The organism is Spirillospora sp. CA-294931, from assembly GCF_050946795.1.
Classification (GTDB): domain Bacteria; phylum Actinomycetota; class Actinomycetes; order Streptosporangiales; family Streptosporangiaceae; genus Spirillospora.
The window spans coordinates 7,696,669-7,716,869 of sequence record NZ_CP192006.1 but is presented as its reverse complement, the minus strand read 5'-3'; the positions used below and the strand labels follow the sequence as shown (position 1 = coordinate 7,716,869).

At 75.1% G+C, this 20,201-nt stretch carries 11 protein-coding genes; 5 read left to right on the top strand and 6 right to left on the bottom strand.

Annotated elements, in window-relative coordinates; translation table 11 throughout:
* Positions 1–29: 29 nt before the first annotated feature.
* The gene (locus ACQPY4_RS34870) at positions 30–1,661 is read right to left on the bottom strand and encodes an AMP-binding protein (protein ID WP_433328375.1); all 1,632 of its coding nucleotides are present in this window, start codon (positions 1,659–1,661) and stop codon (positions 30–32) included.
* The gene (locus ACQPY4_RS34865) at positions 1,658–3,379 is read right to left on the bottom strand and encodes a CoA transferase (protein WP_433328373.1); all 1,722 of its coding nucleotides are present in this window, start codon (positions 3,377–3,379) and stop codon (positions 1,658–1,660) included. Before ACQPY4_RS34865 ends, ACQPY4_RS34870 begins: the two co-directional genes overlap by 4 nt.
* 110 nt (positions 3,380–3,489) lie before the next feature.
* On the opposite strand from ACQPY4_RS34865, the gene ACQPY4_RS34860 reads away from it, so the two are divergent.
* Positions 3,490–4,662, top strand: a complete 1,173-nt coding sequence (locus tag ACQPY4_RS34860; protein WP_433328371.1) for an acyl-CoA dehydrogenase family protein — start codon at positions 3,490–3,492, stop codon at positions 4,660–4,662.
* 1 nt (position 4,663) lies between these two features.
* On the opposite strand, the gene ACQPY4_RS34855 is transcribed toward ACQPY4_RS34860, so the two are convergent.
* Entirely contained in the window at positions 4,664–5,761 is a 1,098-nt protein-coding gene (locus tag ACQPY4_RS34855; protein WP_433328369.1) for a DUF6461 domain-containing protein, read from the bottom strand.
* A gap of 208 nt (positions 5,762–5,969) precedes the next feature.
* On the opposite strand from ACQPY4_RS34855, the gene ACQPY4_RS34850 reads away from it, so the two are divergent.
* Together ACQPY4_RS34850 and ACQPY4_RS34845 are read left to right on the top strand one after the other, a co-directional pair.
* Positions 5,970–7,097, top strand: coding sequence for a serine hydrolase domain-containing protein (locus ACQPY4_RS34850; protein ID WP_433328367.1), 1,128 nt, complete (start codon positions 5,970–5,972; stop codon positions 7,095–7,097).
* Between the two features lie 151 nt (positions 7,098–7,248).
* Entirely contained in the window at positions 7,249–10,104 is a 2,856-nt protein-coding gene (locus ACQPY4_RS34845) for an ATP-binding protein (RefSeq protein ID WP_433328365.1), read from the top strand.
* A gap of 23 nt (positions 10,105–10,127) precedes the next feature.
* Here ACQPY4_RS34845 and ACQPY4_RS34840 read toward each other — a convergent pair whose 3' ends face one another.
* The gene (locus ACQPY4_RS34840; protein WP_433328363.1) at positions 10,128–13,415 is read right to left on the bottom strand and encodes a S8 family serine peptidase; all 3,288 of its coding nucleotides are present in this window, start codon (positions 13,413–13,415) and stop codon (positions 10,128–10,130) included.
* Positions 13,416–13,488: 73 nt separating this feature from the next.
* A complete protein-coding gene (locus ACQPY4_RS34835; RefSeq protein ID WP_433328361.1) occupies positions 13,489–14,925 on the bottom strand; it encodes a PKD domain-containing protein in 1,437 nt (478 codons plus the stop codon).
* 167 nt (positions 14,926–15,092) lie between these two features.
* Between ACQPY4_RS34835 and ACQPY4_RS34830 the strand changes: the two genes are divergently transcribed.
* Positions 15,093–16,586, top strand: coding sequence for an SEL1-like repeat protein (locus tag ACQPY4_RS34830; RefSeq protein WP_433328359.1), 1,494 nt, complete (start codon positions 15,093–15,095; stop codon positions 16,584–16,586).
* A gap of 154 nt (positions 16,587–16,740) precedes the next feature.
* On the top strand, positions 16,741–19,551 hold the full coding sequence (locus tag ACQPY4_RS34825; protein WP_433328357.1) for an ATP-binding protein: 2,811 nt from the start codon (positions 16,741–16,743) through the stop codon (positions 19,549–19,551).
* A gap of 40 nt (positions 19,552–19,591) precedes the next feature.
* On the opposite strand, the gene ACQPY4_RS34820 is transcribed toward ACQPY4_RS34825, so the two are convergent.
* On the bottom strand, positions 19,592–20,137 hold the full coding sequence (locus ACQPY4_RS34820; RefSeq protein WP_433328355.1) for a hypothetical protein: 546 nt from the start codon (positions 20,135–20,137) through the stop codon (positions 19,592–19,594).
* Between the last annotated feature and the right edge of the window lie 64 nt (positions 20,138–20,201).

The window sequence follows — 20,201 nt, the reverse complement described above, 5'->3', positions numbered from 1 at the left end:
ACGTCCCGGGCCCGACCCGGCCCGGGAGCTCATTCCGCCCGCTCCAACCGCTCCAGCCGGTCGCGCAGCGCCCCGCGATCGGGCTTGCCCGCCGGAGTCAGCGGCATCTCCCGCACCAGGAGCAGCCGCTCGGGATGCTTGACCTTGTCCAGGCCCCGGCCCAGCAGATGCGCGCACAGCTCCGCCAGTTCCAGCGGCCTCCCGTCGCGGGAGACCACGCAGGCCGCCAGCCGCTCGCCCATGACGGGGTCGGGAACCCCCACGCAGACGACGTCCCGCACATCGGGATGCGCGGCCAGCGCGTGCTCCACCTCCGCGAGGCTGATGTTGGCGCCGCCGCGGATGACCACCTGCTTGAGCCGCCCGACCAGCCGCAGCAGCCCCGAGCCGTCGAGCAGGCCGAGATCGCCGGTGCGCACCCAGCCGTCCGCCGTCCGGTACCGCCGGTTGAGCTCGGGCGCGCCCACGTAGCACATGGGGGTCATCGGCCCCCGCGCGAGGATCTCCCCGGCGTCCGCCCCGGCCTCGTCCGGCGACCGGGTGATGCGGATGTCGGTGACCAGGGGATCGGGACGCCCCACGACCACGCCGGGCGTGTCCCCCTCGACCCGGATCGGGGGCAGGCCGCTGTGGCAGTTGACGCCGTCGGCGGAGCCGTACACGTTGACGACCGGGCAGCCGAACCGCTCGCCCGCCTCGGCCACCGTCCGCGCGTCGAGCTCCGAACCGCCCAGCAGCAGCGCGGTCATCGCGGGCCGCGCACCGCTCCACGGCACGTCCAGCATCATCCGGATCATCGTGGGGACGCCCAGCACGTGGGTGGGCCGATGGTCCTCGATCGCGGCGAGCGCGTCGCGCGGGGTGAAATGGTCGAGCAGCACCAGGCAGCCGCCGTGACGGGCCAGCGTCACGGCCGTGCCGTTGCTGCCGAACGCCGAGGCCAGCGGCACCAGGAACAGGCAGCGCGGCGCCCCGACCCCGCCCAGCAGCGACCCCAGGAAGTTGCCGCGCCCGCCCGCCAGCGCGTTGTGCGAGTAGGCGATCATCTTCGGCTCGGCCTCCGAGCCCGACGACACCAGGATGCGGGCCGCGCCGTCCGGATCGGGCCTGGCCGGGACGAACCCGCCGTCGTCGGCGGCGGCCACCCGGGACCACGCCACGCTGCCCGGCGGGCCCTCTCGATCGCCCACGGCCACCACGGTCCGCAGGGCGGGCAGGTCGCGGGCGGCCTCGACCAGCTCGGCCGCGTGCTCGTGCCCGCGATGCCCCACGGCCGCGATCACCGCGCGGGCGCCGGAGCGTCCCAGCAGCGAGGCGGCCTCGGACGCGCCGCGTCCCGCCGGGAACGGCAGCGACACCGCGCCCAGCGCCGCCACCGCCAGGTCCGCCACGACCGCGTCGCGGCCGTTGGGCAGCTGGATCCCCACGACGTCGCCCTCGCCGACGCCCAGGCGCCGCAGGCCCGCGGCGGCGGACCGGGCGAGCCGGTCGAGATCGGCGTAGGTGAGCGCGCCCGCACTGTCGATCACCCCCACCCGGTCGGGCCGGGCGTACCGGTGGGCGCGGAACAGGGCGTAGAGATCGAGGTCGGGATAGACGCCGTCGGCCGCCCAGCGCCGGCGCAGCTCGGCGGGGACCAGGTCGTGCACGGACGTGGTCATGCGAACCTCCAGGGGGTGGGCACGGCCACGGCGCCGTGCTCGTCACGGGTGAGGAGCGGAGCGAAGCGCGGGTCGGACGTCATCGCGTCCAGCCCGTCGGTGACGGCGGTGACGCGTGCCCCGCGCGCACGCAGCGCGTCCAGTGCCTGACGGGTGGGGACGTCGCGCACCTCGTCCGGGACGACGGCGCCCGCGTCCCGGTCGGACACCGCGACCCAGCCGTCCTGGGTGCGCAACGGGCGGCGGAAGCCCTCGGGACGCCGCGCGGGCAGGCCCTCGCCCGACCGGCGCAGCGCGGAGCGGGTCAGCTCCTCGGCCGCGCCCAGCAGCGAGGAGTCGGCGCGGACGCCCCGGTTCTCCCGGGTCCGGCACAGCAGCCCCGCCAGCACGGCCTCGGCGCCCAGCAGCCCGCCGAGCACGTCGAGCAGCGTCATCAGGGACGGCGCGGGCGGCTCGCCGTCCGGCCGGACGGCCTCGCCCACGCCGGTGCGGGCCTGCACCATGAAGTCGGTGCCGAGCGGGGCGCCGGGGAGCCGTCCCGCCCATCCGCTGGTGTAGGCGTAGACCAGGCCGGGGTTGGCGCGCCGCAGGTCCGCGTCGTCCAGGCCGAGCCGCTGGGCGGCGCCGGGAGCCCAGTTGTGCACGAACACGGCCGCGTCCGCGACCAGGTCGCACAGCTCGTCGCGGCCGGACGCCGACTTGATGTCGATCTCGACGGCCCGCTTGCCCCGGTTCAGCGCCAGCCATCGCGCCGACAGACCCCCGCACGCGGGCGGCATCCCGCGCAGCGGGTCGCCGCCGGGCGGCTCGACCCGCACGACGTCCGCGCCCAGCAGGCCGAGCAGGTGCGCGGTCAGAGGGGCCTGGATGCGGCGCCCGGCCTCGACCACGGTCAGCCCCTCCAGCGGGCCCCCGGGAGAGCCGGGCAACGGGCGCGCCGCCGCGCGCGTCGCCACCGTCCAGGGCATCGCCGGACGCGGCTCGGCGAGCCGGTCGGCCAACGGCCACAGCGGGCAGACCGAGGCGCCCGTCCGCTCCGCCGCCCGCCGGACCGACGCCCAGTCGGCGGCGCGCGCCCGCTCGTGCAGATCGTCCGGCAGGGGAGAGCAGGCCGTCGCGTACCGGAACTGGAACGCCCTCCACGCCGACGCGGCCCGCCGTTCCGGCACCCCCAGGCGGTGCCAGAAGCCGACCCACACCACCGGGTCGAGCGTCTCCACCTCGAACGGGACGCCGTCGGCCGAGGTGAAGGGCGGGCCGCCCGGCGCCAGCGGCACCGCCTCGTCCTCCTCGGCGGTGGAGGCGGCCAGGTACTGGCTCACGGCCAGCAGCCCGGCCAGGTCGACGCCGGTCCGCACGCTCTCGACGGCCGAACCGCGCAGGCGTCCCAGCGCCGCCGCGAGCACCCCCTGGACGGTCAGCGACGTGCACGCCAGCGTGAGGTAGTCGGCGGCCAGCCCGCGCGGCGCGCCGTCGCGGCGGCCGTGCACGTGCATGACCCCGGTCGCGGCCTGGGCCGTCGCCTCGTCGGTCACCTCGTCGCCGGGGACGGCCTCGGCCCAGGAGACCTCGGCCACCAGCGGGGGCCCGCCCGCCAGCCGGGCCAGGCCCGACTCCCCGAGCCGGGCGGCGACACCGGCGGTCACCGAAGGGGGCCCGGCGATGCGGAGCCCGGCCCGCTCCAGCGAGCGGTCTGCGGGAGCTGTCGTGGATGGCACTCTCGGCTCTCCTTCCCAAGCGGGAACCGTGCCGCGCCTTCGCGCGACCTGTTCACAGCAAGGAGTCGGAGAGATCGTCCGGCCAGTTCCCGTGGAAGCCCGGAGTTGGAATGAACCACGATGAAAGCGGCGAATCGCCCCTGTGGGGCGCCCCGCACTGCCCGGACCGCGTCCGCGAAATCCGTGACGCGGTCGCGGCCTTCGTCGGCGAACGGGTCATGCCCCACGAACCCGACCTGGACGCGAGCGGCGACCTGCTGAAGCGCCTCCGTCACGAGGCCCGGGCCGCGGGCCTGTGGGGGCTCGCGCTCCCGGCGGAACTCGGCGGAGCGGGCCTGCCGCTGACCGACTACGCCCATGTCGCCGAGGCCGAGGGGGCAAGCGACCACGGCCCGGCCGTCCTCGGGTCCACGGTCCTGCTGGACACCACGACCCTGGGCCGGGCCCGGCCCGCCGTCCGCGACCGCTACCTGCCCCGGATCGCCACGGGCGACCTCAGCATGTGCAACGCGATGACCGAACCGGACTCCCCGGGCTCGGACCCCACCCTGACCACCACCACGGCGACCCCGGGCCCCGACGGCTCCTGGACCGTCGACGGCCGCAAGTGGTTCGTCACCGGCGCGGGCCACGCCGACCTGGCCCTGGTCCTCGCCCGCACCTCGGGCGCCCCGCCCGCGAAGACCGGGCTGACCGCCCTGCTGGTGCCCACGGACATGCCTGGCTTCCGGCTGGTGCGGGAGCTTCCCGTCCTCGGCGCGGGCGGCCAGTGGGAGATCGCGCTGGACGGCGTCACCGTCCCCGCCGACCATCTGGTCGGCGTGCCCGACCAGGGGCTGCGGGTGCTGGCCGAACGCGTCCGCCTCGGCCGCCTGCTGCGCTGCCTGCGCTGGATCGGCCAGGCCCAGCGCGCCTTCACCCTGATGCGCGACCGGGCCCGGTCACGCCCCACCGCCACCGGACGGCTGGCCGACCACCAGCTCGTCCAGCGACTGGTCTTCGAGGCCCTGCTGTCCATCCGGACGACCCGGCCCCTGGTCCACGAGGCTGTCGCCCGCCTGGAGGCGGGCCGGGACGCCCGCCTCGAAACCGGCCTGGCCAAGGTCGCCGCCGCCCGCATGCTCCAGCAGGTGACCGACAACGCCATCCAGGTGCACGGCGCCGCCGGACTGGGCCCCGACACCCCGCTGCCCGCCCTCTACCGCACGGCCCGGACGGCGCGCCTGCTGGACGGCCCCGACGAGCTGCACATCACCGGCCTGGCCGCCCGCCTCCTGCGCTGACTCACGCCCCGCGAAGATCCTGGAGCACGACCTCGCGGTGCTCCGGGGCCTTCAGCGGCCGAGGCCCCCGGCACAGAGGCCGGAACACGCCCGGCCCCGGTTCCCCGGCGAGGACGGCCCGCAGCGCCTGCGCGAACCAGCCGCCCTGGAAGGCGAGCGTCCGCTCTTCCTCGGTCATCCGGTCGCGCGTGCCGGGGTCGTTCAGCGACACGCCCGCCCGCCGCGACTCGGTGAGCAGGGAACGGACCGTCCGCCCGAGCGGCGAGCCGCCGGGAACCCGCACCGGACGCCCTTCCCGCACCTCCGCCAGAGCCTCGGTCAAACCCGGGGCGTGCGCGAGACCGAGCAGCGCCGCCAGGCGTTCGGTCTCGGCAACTGCCACCCGTCGCCGCCGCTGCGGCGACGCGGCCAGGAACGCGGCGGCCAGCCCGTCGTCGACGCCGGTGTCGGGCGGCTCGGCGGCCTCGCTGAACCACGGCTCGACGTGCGCCGACAGGAAGGTCCCCCGCAGCGCGTCGAGCGCGGGGACGACCCCGGTGATCCGCCCCGCCACGTACAGCGCCCGGGTGGCGGCACGGTCGGCCATCTCGGTCTCGTCGTCCTCGTGGCTCTCGCCGGGCTCGGGACGGAACCCGGCGTCGCGCATGAGGGCCAGCAGCCGGTCGGGATCGGCACCGTGCCGGTACTGCGGCGCGATCGGGTCGAACGAGGTCACCAGAGTGCCGTCCACGGCGTATCCGAAGTGGTCGGAGGCGTAGTCGTGGCGCAGCGCCGACACGGCCTCGGTTCCGCGCGAGAGGGCGGCCAGCAACGGCAGGTGGGCCCCGTTGAAGCCGTCCGGCTCGATCAGGACCGTCCACTCGCCCAGGTTCAGGCTCGCGGCGACGTCCGGGTAGCCGGCGTCGTAGGACTCCATCTCCTCGACGACCTCGCTCAGGGTGCGCCGCCCGAAGGTGCCCTCCTGGGCGCCCAGGCGCAGCAGCGCCTCGCGCTCGCCGACGCCCTTCACGAAGGTGAGGCAGAAGACCTCGGCCAGCGTCCGGTCGTCGTCAGGGACGGCGGACGCCCAGGCGAGGTCGTCCAGGGAAACCTTCGTCATTCTCAGCGCTCCTCGGTGTCGGTCGGGGGTGGCGACCCGGCGGACGTTAGCCGGGGGTTCCGACATTTAGGGCTAGGCCCGGGGAGCTAGGCGCGGGGGCGGGTGGGTCTGGGGAGGGAGGCGCGGATCGGTGTCGGCCGGGGGACGTGCGGGAGAAAGTGATCTTCCTAGGGTGAGGGCCTCCCCAACGGAAACGAGGAAGGCTCACATGATCAGGAAAGTCGTCGCGGTGTGTGTCGGCGGGGCTCTGGGGGCGACGGCGCTCGCCGCCGGGCCGGCGGGGGCCAAGACCGACCACCATCCCGAGCTGCGGAAGGTGGTCGAGCGGCTCACCGAGAAGGACGGGACGCCCGGCGCGTTCGCCGAGACCCGGGACCGGTTCGGGCGGACGGTGATCACCAGCGGGGTGGGGGACGCGCGCACGGGCGCTCCCATGCCGCGCGAAGGCCTGTTCCGGGCGGGGAGCCTCACCAAGCCGTTCGTGGCGACGGTGGTGCTCCAGCTCGCCGGGGAGGGGGACATCGACCTCGACGCCCCGGTGGAGCGGTACCTGCCCGGCCTGATCACCGGCAACGGCAACGAGGGGAGCGAGATCAGCGTCCGGCAGCTCCTCGAACAGCGCACCGGCCTGCCGGACTACCTGGCCCTGGTCGGCATCCCGAACATCATCAAGGACCCGCTCGCGCACCGGGACCGGTACGCGATGCTGCGCCTGGCGCTGGGGAAGCAGCGGGAGTTCGTCCCGGGGGACAAGTGGGGGTACTCCAACACCAACTACCTGGTGGCCGCGCTGATCGTCGAGAAGGTCACGGGGAACACGCTGGAAACCGAGCTCAAGCGGCGCGTCATCAAGCCGCTGAAGCTGAGCGACACCTCGTTCCCGATCGACCGGACGACGATCCCGAAGCGGCACTCGCGGGGGTACGTCCGTCCCGCGCCCGGCGCCGACCTGCTGGACCTGACCGCGCTCAACCCCTCGGTGTCGTGGGGCGGGGGCAACCTGATCTCCAGCGGGCGTGACATCAACCGGTTCATGGGCGCGCTGGTCGGGGGACGGCTGCTGCGGCCCGAGCAGCAGCGCGCGCTGATGACGGTCAAACCGACCGGACGTCCGTCCGGGGCCGAGTACGGGCTGGGCCTGCAACGGCTGTCCCTGCCCTGCGGCGGGTACTTCTGGGGCCACGACGGCGACATGATCGGGTTCACCGCGCGCGGCTACGCCACGGAGGAGGGCGCGCAGGTCACGGTCATGGCCAACCTGCACCCGGGGCACACCCCCGAACAGAAGGCGGATCTGAACGCGGCGGTCACCACCGCCCTGTGCGAGTCCAAGTAGCGCGAGCGGCCGCCGCGACCCGTGCGCGGCGGCCGGTTTCGCGGGTGTTCCTCCCGGTGGCTGGGTATTGATCACCTGAAGCCCGTACGGCTACCGTGACGTTGCGGTGCGTTACCCCAGCGGCAGCACCCCCGGGAGTGCCATGACCCGCGTGTCGAGCAACACGAGCCTGGTGCGGGCAAGCTCCCCCGTGCTCGTCGGCCGCGGCGAGGAACTGCGGGCGCTGCTCTCGACCGTCGGGCACCGGCCCACCGTGGTGATCATCGAGGGCGAGGCGGGCGTCGGCAAGACGCGGCTGGTGCGCGAGCTGCTGGACCACCCGAAGGCGGCGCGGCTGCACCGGATGGTCGGCCACTGCCGCCCGCTGCGCGAGCCGTTCCCGTTCGGCGCGGTGATCGAGGCGCTGCGGACGCTGGCCGATCTCCCCGCCCCCGCCGTCAGCCCGCTGGCCGGGGCGCTGCGACCGCTGCTCCCCGAACTCGGACACCTGCTGCCCCCGCCGCCCGAGCCGACCGGCGACCCGCTGGCCGAGCGGCACCGGACGCTGCGCGCCGTCCGCGAGGTGCTCGCCGCGATCGGCCCGGCCGTCCTGGTGGTGGAGGACCTGCACTGGGCCGACGAGAGCACCCGCCAGGTGCTGCGGTTCCTGATGAGCGACCTCCCGCCGAACCTGTCGGTGATGGTCACCTACCGGCGCGAGGACCTGGGCGGCGCGCTGCCGCTCGGCTCGGCGTTCCGCCCGCCGGACGAGGTCGCCGCCGTGCTGCTCCAGCTCGGCCCGCTGGACGCCGGCGAGGTCCGCGCGCTGGCCGCCGCGATCCTGGACGACGACTCGGTCGGCGCGGAGTTCGCGGCCCGGCTGCACGCGCGCACGGCGGGCATCCCGTTCCTGGTCGAGGAGCTGCTCAGATCACTGGGCGCGCGGGCGGGGCCGCGCGGGCCCGAGAGCCGCCTGCTGGACGACGTCGCGGTGCCGGTCCTGCTGCGCGACGCGATGGCCGACCGGCTCGCGGCGCTGCCGGGAATGGCGCGGCGGCTGGTGCACGCGGCGGCGGTGCTGGGCGTCCCGGCCCGGCTCGAGGAACTGGTCGCGGTGGCGGGCATCGAGGCCGAGTACGGACGGCTCGCGCTCAGCCAGGCGGTGTCCGGGGGAGTGCTGCTGGAGATCCAGCCCGCCCGGTACGGGTTCCGCCACGACCTGGCCAAGCAGGCCGTCAACGACGATCTGGGCGGTCCCGAGCGCCAGCGGTTCCACCTGGCGGCGATCGAGTCGCTGCGACGGCTCGTCCCGCCGCCGCTGGTCCAGCTCGCCGAGCACTGCCGGCTGGCCGGGCGCACCGAGGACTGGCTCCGCTACGGCGAGCAGGCCGCCGACCGGGCCACCGAGATCGGCGACCCGGGGGTGGCGACCGGGTTGATCCAGCGGCTGCTCGCCGAGCCCGACCTGCGCGGCCCGGACGTCGACCGGCTGGCCATCAAGCTCGGCTCGGTGGCGTCCACCGGCCTGGACCAGCACGACCCGGTCGCCACGCTCGACCGGCTGCTCCAGGACCGGCGGCTGTCCACGGCCGTCCGGGGCGAGGTCCGGCTGCTCCTGGGGCGGCTGCTGCTGCGGCAGGAGGGCAGCGTCGAGTCCGGGCGCGAGGAGATCCGGCGGGCGCTGGACGATCTGCACGAGCGCCCCGACCTGGCCGCCAAGGGCGCGGCGCTGCTCGGCCTGCCCTACCTCGGGAGCGCGCCCGCGGCCGAGCAGCGGGAGTGGATGGACGTGGCCGCGCGCCATCTGGAGCGTTGCGACGACCCTGAGCTGCGCATCTCCCTGCTGACGAACCTGCTCAGCGCGCGGCTGCACGCCGGTGACCCCGGAGCGCTGGCGGAGATGGAGGCCCTGCCGTGGTCCGCCCAGAGCGTCGGGGAGCGCAGGCAGCTGGCGCGGGCCCGCTGCAATTTCGCGGACGCCTGCACGGCGGTGGGCCATTTCGGCCAGGCCCGCGAGTCGCTGGCCGCCTCGCTGCGCCTGGCCGCCTCGGCGGGCAGCCCGTTCGTGGTGAGCACGGCCCGCTCGACCGAGGTCAGGCTCGACTGGTACACCGGCGCGTGGGACGGGCTGGCCGACCGGGCCGCCCGGCTGCTGGCCGACTACCGCGACCTGCTCCCGGTGGCCAGCGAGCTGTCGCTGGTGCTCGGCCTGCTGGCGATCTCGCGCGGCGAGTGGGCCGCCGCGCGGGCGCACTTCGACCTCACCGGCGTCGCGGCGCCGGGCGACACCATCGCCCCCGTAGCGATCAGCGGGTACGCCGGGCTGGCCTGGATGTGGCTCTCGCAGGACGAGCCGGGCCGCGCCGCCGTGGAGGCCGAGCGGTCGATGGCGCTGCTGCGGCGCAAGGGCGCGTGGGCCTGGGCGGCCGACCTGGTGCCGGTCGCGGTGGGCTCCCTGCTCGCGGTGGGACGCGCGGCCGACGCCCGCGCCCTGGTGGCGGAGGTGGCCGACGGGCTCGCGGACGGCGACGCCCCGCTGGTGCGCGCCGCGCTCGACGCCGGTCGCGGCCGCCTCGCCGAGCACTCGGGAAGCGCCGAGTCCGCGATCGGCCACTATCGCGCCGCGCAGGCCACCTATCGGGGTCTCCCCGCGCCCTACCTGGCCGCGCAGGCCGCCGAGCGCGCCGCGCATGTGGGGCTCGCCGCCGGGGACGCCGCCGCGAACGAGGAACTGGCGGCCCTGGCCGACGACTACGACCATCTCGGCGCGACCCGCGACGCCGCCCGCAGCCGGCACGAGCTGCGCAGTCACGGCGGCACCACGCCGTCGCGGCGCGGCCGCCGCGGATACGGCGACGAGCTCTCGCCCCGGGAACGCGAGGTCGCCCGGCTGCTGTCCCAGGGGCTGACCAACCGGGAGATCGCCGACGTGCTGTTCCTGTCGCCGCGCACCGTGGAGCAGCATGTCGCCAGCGTGCTCCGCAAGCTCGGCGTGAAGTCGCGCAACGAGCTGACCCGGACGACCTGACGCTCTCTACAGTCCCCTGGCTTTCACAGCGCATAGGCGCGCACGATCGTCTGCTCGACGGTGTTCCCGGCGCCGTCGGCGGACGTGGCGCGCAGAGACACGAACGTCGCGCCGGGCGGCTGCGGCACGGTCACCTTGTACGCCGCGCCCGAGCCGGACGGTGTGAGCCGCTGCCAGGTGCGTCCGTCGTCGAACGACGCCTCGACGCCGAGCCGGGCGGCCTCGCCGGGCGGGGCGCCGCGCTGGCGCTGGACGGTCACCGGGATCTCGACCGGCGCGTCACCGGGCGCGGCGCCCTGGTCGTCCAGCCCGGGCGGGGCGAACCGGACGGCGCTCAGCGGCAGTGACCGCCAGCCGTCGGTGTGCTGGGAGCGGAACGTCCACACCGTCCGGGTCCGGGTGGAGAACCGGGACACCCCGGAGCGGGTGGCCTCGGCCTCCAGCCGGTAGGCGGCGTCCGCCGCCGGGACGTCGAACGTGGCCGGGCCCGCGGCGGGCCGCTCCCCGACAAGGGTGCCGTCGCGGTAGAGCGCGGTGCGTCCGGAGGCGACCTCGGAGAACCCGGCGCGGTCGGTGCCCGCGTCGGAGAAGAGCGGGATCCGCGCGGTGATCTGGTCGCCGCCGCGTTCCACCCAGCCTCCGGGGCCGGGGAGCCCGGGGCCGAACACCGGGCCGTTCCACTCCTCCTCGTAGCGTCCGCCGGGCGCGTGCTCCACCGGCCCGCCCGCCAGTTCGGTCTCGTCGGTGACGGCGCCGTCCACGACGCCGTACTGCCGGAAGTGGCCCTTCCAGACGAGCCCGTCGACGTTGTGGAACTCGGTCCGGGTCACCGGGAGCCGGAAGCCGGTCCCGTACCCGGCGCCGTAGCCGACCGTGGACTCCGCGCCGATCCACTGGCGCAGGCCGAACTTGTTCTGGCCCTGCGTCCGGTACCGGACGGTGACCTGGGCGAGCGGGTCGTCGGCGACGTGCCGGGCGAAGCCGCTCGGCAGGGAGCCGTACTCGAACCACTGGAGGTTGTAGGTCACCGCCGCCCGGGTGTGGTCGCCGCCCCGGCCGGGCACCACCCACATCCCGCCGACGTCGGCGATCAGCTCCCGATCGGGCGCGGGATCTCCGAGGCTCCCGGTGAACACGTCGTCGAACCCGCCGCCGATCAGCCCGGTCACCAGCGCGCCGCCCGCCGAGAGCCGCAGGTAGCCGAGCCCGACGACCGAGGGCTCGACCCCGGCCCGGTCGAAGGTGACCGAGACCGGCTTGGCCGCGCGGGCGTCGAGCACGACGGCGGTGTCGCGGCGCACGTCCACCACCGGCTGGACGACGCGCGCGACATCGGACTCCGCACCCCCGTTGCGCGGGGTGTAGACGGTGCCGTCCAGGTGGTAGCGGCCGGGCCGGACGCGCACCGTGGCGATCCCGTCGCCGCCCCGGAAGACGCGGTACCGCCGCTGGTCGATGCCGTACAGGAAGGACGAGTAGGCGGCCGCGGGCCGTCCCGCCCGGTCGGTGTGGACGACGGCGAGGTCGTAGCTCTCGGGCTCCTTGTCGGCCACCACGGGCGTGGTGATCCGCGCCGTGCCCGCCGTGGCCGTGACCCGGCCGGTGTAGTGCCCGTCCGGTCCGGCGGCCGACGGCGCCACCCGCACGGTCACGGTCGCGGTGCCGCCGGCGGGGACGGTGACCGAGGTCGCCGAGAGCGTGAACATTCCCTCGGGCGCGGGACGTCCGGCCGGGTCGAGGGTGTCCAGCGCGAGCGAGAGCGTGACCGCCGAGGCGGCCGCGTTGCGATAGGTGAGGGTCCGGTCGGCGGGCTTGTCGTCGTCGTGCGGCCAGGCGAACCTTCCGGCCGAGAGGCCGCCGGGGTCCGCGAGGACGTCCTGGCTCACGGCGCGCAGGGCGTCGACGCGGCCGGCGCCCTGCGCGTACCCGTCGCCGTCCGCCGCCGGCGGCCGTGCCGACGACATCAGCGCGGCCTTCAACCGGTCGCCCGGCCAGTCCGGATGCCGCTGGGCCAGCAGCGCCGCCGCCCCCGAGACGTGCGCCGCCGCCATCGAGGTGCCGCTCATCGCGGTGTACGGGCCCGCGCCGCCGCGGACGCCCCCGGCCCGCGCGGCCGTGATCGACACGCCGGGCGCCACAAGGTCGGGCTTGAGCGCGGCGTCGCCGAACCGGGGGCCGCGCGCGGAGAAGGGGGCCAGGGCGTCGGACTTGTCCACCGCGCCGACGGCCAGCGCGGCGTCGGCACTGGCGGGCGAGGAGACCGTCTCGTCCCCGTAGGAGCCGTCGTTGCCCGCCGCGACCACGAACAGCAGGCCGTACTTGTCAGACAGGCTGTCGACGGTCTGCTCCAGCAGGTCCTCGCCGGGCGTGTCCGGGGCGCCGAGGCTGAGATTGACGATGTCGGCCCCGCTGGTGGCGGCCCAGCTCATCCCGGCCAGCACGGCCGACTCCGAGCAGTGGTCGTCGGGGCAGACCTTGCCGATCATCAGGTCCGCGTCCGGGGCGGCGCCCTTGTACCGGGCGCCCGACCGCGCCCCGGTCCCCGCGATGGTCGACGCCACGTGCGTGCCGTGGCCGACCAGGTCGTCGGGACGGGTCTCGGTGAAGTCCCTGACCGCCAGCAGCCGTCCCTCGAAGTCCCCGTGACGGGCGTCGATGCCGGAGTCGAGCACGGCCACCTTCACGCCCTTGCCCGTCCAGCCCGCGGCCCACGCGTCCGGGGCGCCGATCTGCGGGACGCTGCGGTCGAGCGCCAGCCCGCGGCGGCCGTCCAGCCAGATCTTGCGCAGCCCGGGAGCCAGGGACCGGTCGCCGGGTGCGGCGGTCAGCGCGCGCCACATCCGGCCCGCGGTCGCCTTCGGCTGGCGGGTCGCGACCGCGCCCGGCAGGGCGACGCCACCGGAACCGCCGCCCCGCCGGACCGCCGACCCGGCCGCCGCTCCCTGCACCATGACGGGGAGGTCGGGCCGGTCGGCATCGCCGTACCCCTGCCGCAGCAGGCCGGCGACGTCGAAGAGCCGCCCGTCCACCCGGTCGTCCCGCAGCAGCGGGACGGCGTCGGACGGGATCACGTCGAGGTGGGGCACACCCCGTTCGTCGGTGTACTGGCGGGTGAGGAAGGTGATGCCGCCGCGCCCGGCGCCCGGCGTGACCCGCGCCAGCATCCGGGTCCCGATCCGGTGGACGCCGACGCGGTCACCGGTGAGCAAGGAGACGGTGCCCACCGGACGGGGCGCCGCACCGGCGGTGGCCGGTGGGGCGCCCGGCGCCGTCGCCGCCGCGGCGGGAACGGTCGCCGTCGAGACGGCCATCGCTGTCAGGACGGCGGCGGCTCGCGACCGCGCTCCGCGCCGGGGCGGCGACATCACCTGGTCTCAGCCCCCGTCACTGACCGGGGAAGCAGAACGCCTGGGCGCCGACGCTGAAGCACTGGATCTGCTTCGAGGCGGTGTTGCTGTTGCCCGCCCTGTCGGTCACCTTCAGTTGTGCCGTGTAGGTGGTCTGCCGGTTCGGGTAGGCGTGCGAGGTGGTCTGGCCCGTGCCGGTCTGGCCGTCGCCGAAGTTCCACGCGTAGGACGCGATGTCGCCGTCCGGGTCGGAGCTCTGGCCGCCGTTGAAGGAGCAGTTCGCCCAGTTGCACTGGACCGTGAACGACGCCTTCGGCGCCTGCCCGCCGCCGGACGTGCCCGCCCGGACCTCCCGGGACGTGGTGCCCGTCTTGCCGTCGTTGTCGGTCACCGTGAGCTTGACGGTGTAGGCGCCCGCCTTGGAGTAGGTGTGCGAGGGCTTGACGCCGGTGCCGGTCTGGCCGTCACCGAAGTCCCAGGAGTAGGAGGAGATGGAGCCGTCGGGGTCGCGCGAGGCCGACCCGTCGAACGCGCAGGTCGGCTCCGTCGTGGAGCAGTTCTCGGTGAAGGAGGCGCTGGGCGAGCCGGAGGGCTGGCTGTTCTCGTCGATGGTCTTCTTCGCCCAGTCGCCCATCTCGCCGGTGAGCTTGCCCCAGGCGCCGTAGCTGCCGCAGCCGGTCTTCACCCACGAGGCCACGCCGACGATCACGCCGTCGACGAGCATCGGGCCGCCGCTGTCGCCCTGGCAGATGCCGTCGTGGCCGTCCTGGTAGCCGCCGCAGACCATGTACTTGTCGTTGAACGTTCCGAACGAGCCGCACGTGTTGCTGCCGTTGACGATCGGGTAGCTCGACACCTTCTTGAGGTGGGCGAACTCGTTCTCGCCGTCGCGGACGCGGCCGTAGCCGAGCAGCAGCGAGGACTTGCCGGGCTGGGTCAGCGCCGAGTCGGCGGAGGTCGCCACGCGCGGGTACTGGTAGCCCGAGGGCACCGGGATGTCGGTCTTGGTGACGACGATGCCGACGTCATGTCCCTGCTGCCACCCGTTCGGGGGAACGTAGCTGGGGTGCTGGAGGTACTTCTCGACCTCGAGCTTGGTGCCGCCGGGCTTGGTCAGGTCGTCCGAGCCGTACAGCATCGACTTGGTGCCCTGGCCGTCCTTGCAGTGCGCGGCGGTGACGATCACCCGGGGCGCCACGACGGCGGCGGTGCAGGTCTGGCCCTGCGGACGCGGGCCGCCCTCGCGCAGCATCGCGATGATGAAGGGGTGGTCCTTCACGAAGGCCGGCTCGCCGCCGACGATGCGCGGGCTGGGGCCGCTCTGGGGATCGGGAGCGGTGTCGGTGGGATTCACCGCCTGGAAGGCCGGGTCGCCCGGAGGCGCCACCGCCTGGGACACTCCTGACAGGGACGCCGTGAGCGCCACCGTCGTGACCAGTCCGGCGAAAGCGCCGAACAGTCGTCTCGGTTTCATCCTGGCTCCTCTTCGGTGGGAAAGATCGCGTGAGCAGGACCACGGTGATCCGAGCATCGGCAGGGACCCGCGGCGAAACAATCCGCGTATCGATCCGTAGTCCTACGGATCTTTCTGAGGGCGCCCGGCGCGCCCCAGGTCACACCGGTTCTTCAAGGAGGTTCGACATGAGCGAGACCCCGCCCCCGTCCGAGGCCGCCGCGCTGCGCGAGCGCGGGATCGAGGCCGTGCGGCACAGTGACACGGCGGCGGCCGAGCGCCTCTTCACCCAGGCGTTCGAGGCCGGTCACCACCGGGCCGGGCACGATCTCGCGGACCTGCTGTGGGATCTCGGCGACAAGGCCGGGGCGTGGCGGTGGTGGCGGCGGGCGGCCGAGGCGGGCGTCCCGGAGAGCGCCTTCGAAACGGGCTACGCCGCCGACAAGAACGGCGACCCGGCCGAGGCCGAGCGGTGGTACCGCGTCGCCGCCGAGGGCGGCGACATGTCCGGGCTCCTCAACCTCGGGGTGCTGCTGGAGAACCGAGGGGACATGGACGAGGCCATGGCCCTGTACCACCGTGCCTGGGACCTGGGCTCCGACCAGGCCGCGTTCAACATCGGCAAGTTCCACGACGCCGACGGCAAGGGCGACCTGGCGGTGGCGGCCGAGTGGTACGGCCGGGCGGCCGAGCGCGGCAACGCGGGCGCCGCCTACAACCTCGGGCACGTCCGGCAGGACCAGGGCGAGACCGAGAAGCAGATGGAGGCGTGGCACAGGGCCGCCGAGCTGGGTCACCCCAAGGCCGCGCTCAGCCTCGGGACCGTGCTCATGAACCAGGGAGACGACCACGCCGCCGCCCAGTGGCTCACGCGGTCGGTCCGCGAGTTCGGCCACGAGGCCGCCGCCGCGCGGCTCGCCGGGCTCTACCAGCGCCGGGGCGACGAGGGCACCGCGCGCTTCTGGCGCGAGTTCCCCGGCGGTCTCGGCGCCTACAGTCCCGCTTTCGAGAGGTTCGCCGCCGAGGGGTCGGCGGCCGCGATCCACCGGCAGGACGTGCTCAACGCCTTCCTCGGCGACGGTCATGTCGAGCTGGACCTCACCGGTGACGTGTGCGCGGTGGGCGGCCGCACGTTCGGCGGGACGACGGTGCTCGGGAGCTTCTCGCGCCTGTCCGGCACCTGGCTGTGGTCCTGGGACAACACCCACATCGACAGGACGCTGCCGTCGATCGCCCGGCTCGAGGTCATCCGGGAGTTCGGCGAGCGCCATCGGATCCCCGAGCTGACCGCCGGCACGCTGGACTTCTCGGGCTTCCCCGACCCCGAGTCGGCGGCGAAGACCATGGCCATCGCGGTCGGCGAGCTGCTCGGCGGCAACGGGGTCCACGCCTGCTCGATCAACGGCGGCCAGGGCTCGGCCGTGTTCCATCTCGACGACCCCGCGCTCCCGGTCGCCGAGTACGACCACCTGGCGGCCTCGCGCCTGCTCCTGAGGGCCTTCGAGGTGTTCCCCGCCGACCACCGCCGCGTCGCCCGCGGCTTCATGGCCCGCAACGGCTTCCAGATCAGCGAGTCCGCCGAGGTCATCGAGGGCCGGTCCGAACAGGGCCACCGGCTGGCGGTCGGCTTCACCGCCGAGGGCCGCCACACGACGATCTCCAGCGGAGCGCCCGAGAGCTGACACCGGTGGTCTTGGTCAAGGAAGGTTAAAGAGCGCCTGGTTCTGACCATTACGCCCGTATTTGTGGTAACTAACGGTCGTCGAACGTCATCGGTGCGCCACACCCCCGCGGCCGCCCCGTATGACGCGGACCGGCGACCGCGAGGAGGCGCTCGTGCGGGAACAGGCGTGGGAGCAGCGGCTGGTCAACGCCCTCACCGGCGCGGCCGAACCCGCCCTGCTGCTGGTCGAGGGCGCGGCGTGGATGGGCAAGACCCGTCTGGTCCGGCGGCTGCTCGATCTGCCCGAGGCCCGCTCGGTGACCCGGCTGGTGGTGTCGTGCCGGCCGTCCGGCGGGCTGTCGGTGGCCGTCCCGGGGGCCTCCAGGGCCGCGAACGGCGCGGCTCCGGTCGGCCGTCCGAAGACGCCGCAGGGCGTCCAGGTGAGAACGTCCCCGACACCCGGGGAACCGCCCTACACGACGGCGGGAGACTCGGACGATCCCGACCGGGACGCCCACCGCGTCCTGGCGGCCGCGCTCGCCTCGGTCCGCCCGGTGCTGCTGGTCGTCGAGGACGTCCACCACGCCGCCGACCGCTGCCTCGAGGTGCTGCGCGGCCTCCTCGCCGAGCCGCCCGCGCGGTTCGCCGCCGTGCTGACCTACCGGCCCGAGCAGCTGGACAGGCCGGGACTGCCGCTGCGGCGTGCCGTCGACTACCCGGCGCGGCTCGCGGTCACCCGCTTGCGGCTGGAACCGCTGGACGAGGACCAAGTGGGTGCGGTCGCCCGCGAGACGCTGGGCGCCGAGCGCTGCCCCCGCGAGTTCGTGGCGCGGCTGCGCCAGTGCTCGGGCGGCATCCCGCAGGTGCTCATCGACCTGCTGCGGATGCTGGGCGACGCGTCCCCGGGCAAGGAGCCGTTCGGCCCCAGGGACGTGGACGAGGCCGGGGCGCCCGTCCGCCTCGCCGAGCTCATCCTGGACCGGACCGCCGCGCTGCCCGAGGCGCACCGGCCCATCGTCTGGGCGGCGGCGGTGCTGGACGAGCCCGCGGGCGCGCGCGATCTGGCGGCGGTCGCGGGGCTCGACGAGGACGCCGGGCACGCCGCCCTGGTCGCCGCGCTCGGCGCCTGCGCGCTGCGCGAGACCCAGGCCGGACGGTACGGCTTCGCCGTCCCGCTCGCCGCCCGCGCGGTCTACCAGGAGCTGCCGGGGGCGGTCCGGGAGCGGCTGCACCACCGGGCCACCAAGATCCTGGCCGACCGGGACCCGGTGCCCTGGGCCCGCCTCGCGCGCCACTGGGCCGCCGGTGGCCGGACCGAGGACTGGCTGCGGGCGGCGGCGCACGTCGCCGACCTGGAGGGCGCGATCGGCGGCGACGAGGTCGCGGTCGCGCTGCTGGAGGAGACCCTCGACACCCGCAGCGTCCCGCCCGAGCTCCAGGGGCGCTGCGCGCTGGCGCTCGCGCGCAACGCCATGCTCCAGCTCCGCTCGGAGAAGACCGCCCAGGTGCTGCGCCGGATCGTGGACGACCCCGCGCTCCCCGAGCGCGAGCGCGGCGAGATCAGGCTGGAGCTCGGCCTGCTCCTGCGCCACCGCAAGCGCCGCTTCGAGGAGGGCCGCGGGGAACTGGTCAGATCGGTGGGCGAGCTGGACGGACGGCCCGCGCTGGCCGCCATGGCGATGATGGCGCTGGCCAACTCCTACTTCCCGGGGATGTCGCTGGCCGAGCACCGCGGCTGGATGGAGCACGCCGTCGAGGCGGCGAGCGCCTCGCGCGACCCCGTCACCCGCGCGGTCATCGCCGCCGGCACGGTCACCCACCTGATGAACTGCGGCGACCCCGCCGCCTGGGACGCGCTGGAGCGGCTCCCGCGCACCGGCGCCGGCCTGGCCGAGCGGCAGCAGCTGGCGCGCGGCGTGGGCAACGCCGCCAACGGCGCGGTCTTCCTCGGGCACCTCGGGCGTGCCGGCGAGCTGCTGGCCGAGGGCATCGACCGGGCCGCCCGCAACAGCGCGCCCTACCTCGAGAACCTCGGGCGCGGCACCGCCCTGTTCCACGACTACATGACCGGGTGCTGGGACGGTCTCGCCGAACGGTGCACGAGCCTGGTGGCGGAGGAGGGCACGGGCAACGACGCCCGCGTGGTGGTGGGGCTGCTGGCCATGGCGCGGGGCGAGTGGTCCACGGCCCGCACCTGGCTGCCGTGTGCCGAGCCGTCCTCGTTCGACCAGACCGAGGTGCCGCTGGCGTCGGTCTCCGCGGGCGGCCACATCAGGATGCTGCTGGGCCAGCGCGCCGCCGAGGCCGCGACCCTGGCCGACTCCGCCTGGTCATGGCTGCGCGGCCGCGGGGTGTGGGTCTGGGGCGCCGAGCTGGCCCCCTGGGCGGTGCACGCCCTGGTCGGCGACGGCCGCCGCGACGCGGCCCGCGACCTGGTCGAGGAATTCGCCGCCGGGCTCGCCGACCGGGACGCGCCCTCGGCGGCGGCGGCCCTGCTCTGGTGCCGGGCTCTGGTGGCCGAGGCGGAGGGCGAGCTGGACGAGGCCGTCGCGGGCTACCGGGCGTCCAGCCGGGCCTATGGGCTGCTGCCGCGCCCGTACGCGCGGGCCCTCACGGCCGAGGCCGCCGGGCACTGCGCCCTGTCCGCCGGGCAGGGGACCGAGGAGGCGACCCAGGACCTGGTCGACTGCGTCGAGCTGCTGAGCGGGCTCGGCGCCACCTGGGACGCGTCCCGCGCCCGCGCGACGCTGCGCGTCCACCGGCCCGCCGTCAGGCGCCGGCCGGGGCGTCCGGCCTACACCGACCGCCTGTCGCCGCGCGAGGGCGAGGTCGCCGAGCTGGCCGCCGCGGGCCTGACCAACCGCGAGATCGCCGCCACGCTGCACCTGTCGCCCCGGACCGTCGAGCAGCACATCGCCCGGGCCATGCGCAAGGTCGGCGCCGACTGCCGCCAGGGCCTGGCCGAACACGTCCCGGCACGATAACGGGCCGGTCGCGATCGCGACCGGCCCGTTGATCAAACGGCTAGCACATGTGCGTCCGCATGACCATGGAGGCGCTCGCCCAGCTCGCGCAGCCGGTGCCCGAGTGGCCGTACCAGTTGTGGCCGAACTCGTGCGCCGCCAGCAGGGCGAAGTCGTTCACCCGCGTCGACAGCGCGATGCGGTCGCCCATGCCCCAGTTGCAGCCCACGATCGTGCCCGGGCCGCAGCCCTGGACGTAACCGGTGGTGCAGGACACCGGCGTCCCGGAGGACGTGCTCCGGGTGCCGCCCCAGTAGGCGGCGCCGCGCTGGATCGTGCTCGCGTACGACGTACAGGAGGATTCGAGGCGGTAGTACCAGGCCATCCTCGTGTTGGCGCGGGCCGGAGGCGCCTTCTTGGCCGAGTGGCCCTCGGTGTCGCCGGCCATGTTGTAGCTGCCCAGCGGCGTCGCGTGGTAGGACCCCTCGGCCTTGGCGCCCTGGTCGGCCGTGTCGGTCGCGCTGGCGGACATCGGCGCGACGAACGCCAGTGCGGCGACTCCGGAGATCGTGGCTGCGCCGGCGAAGGCGCGGAAGCGGATGGTCATGACGGACTCCTAGGTGGGGTGGAGTGCGGCGGGGTGCCGCGACGTCGGGCCCGCGTCGCGGGCC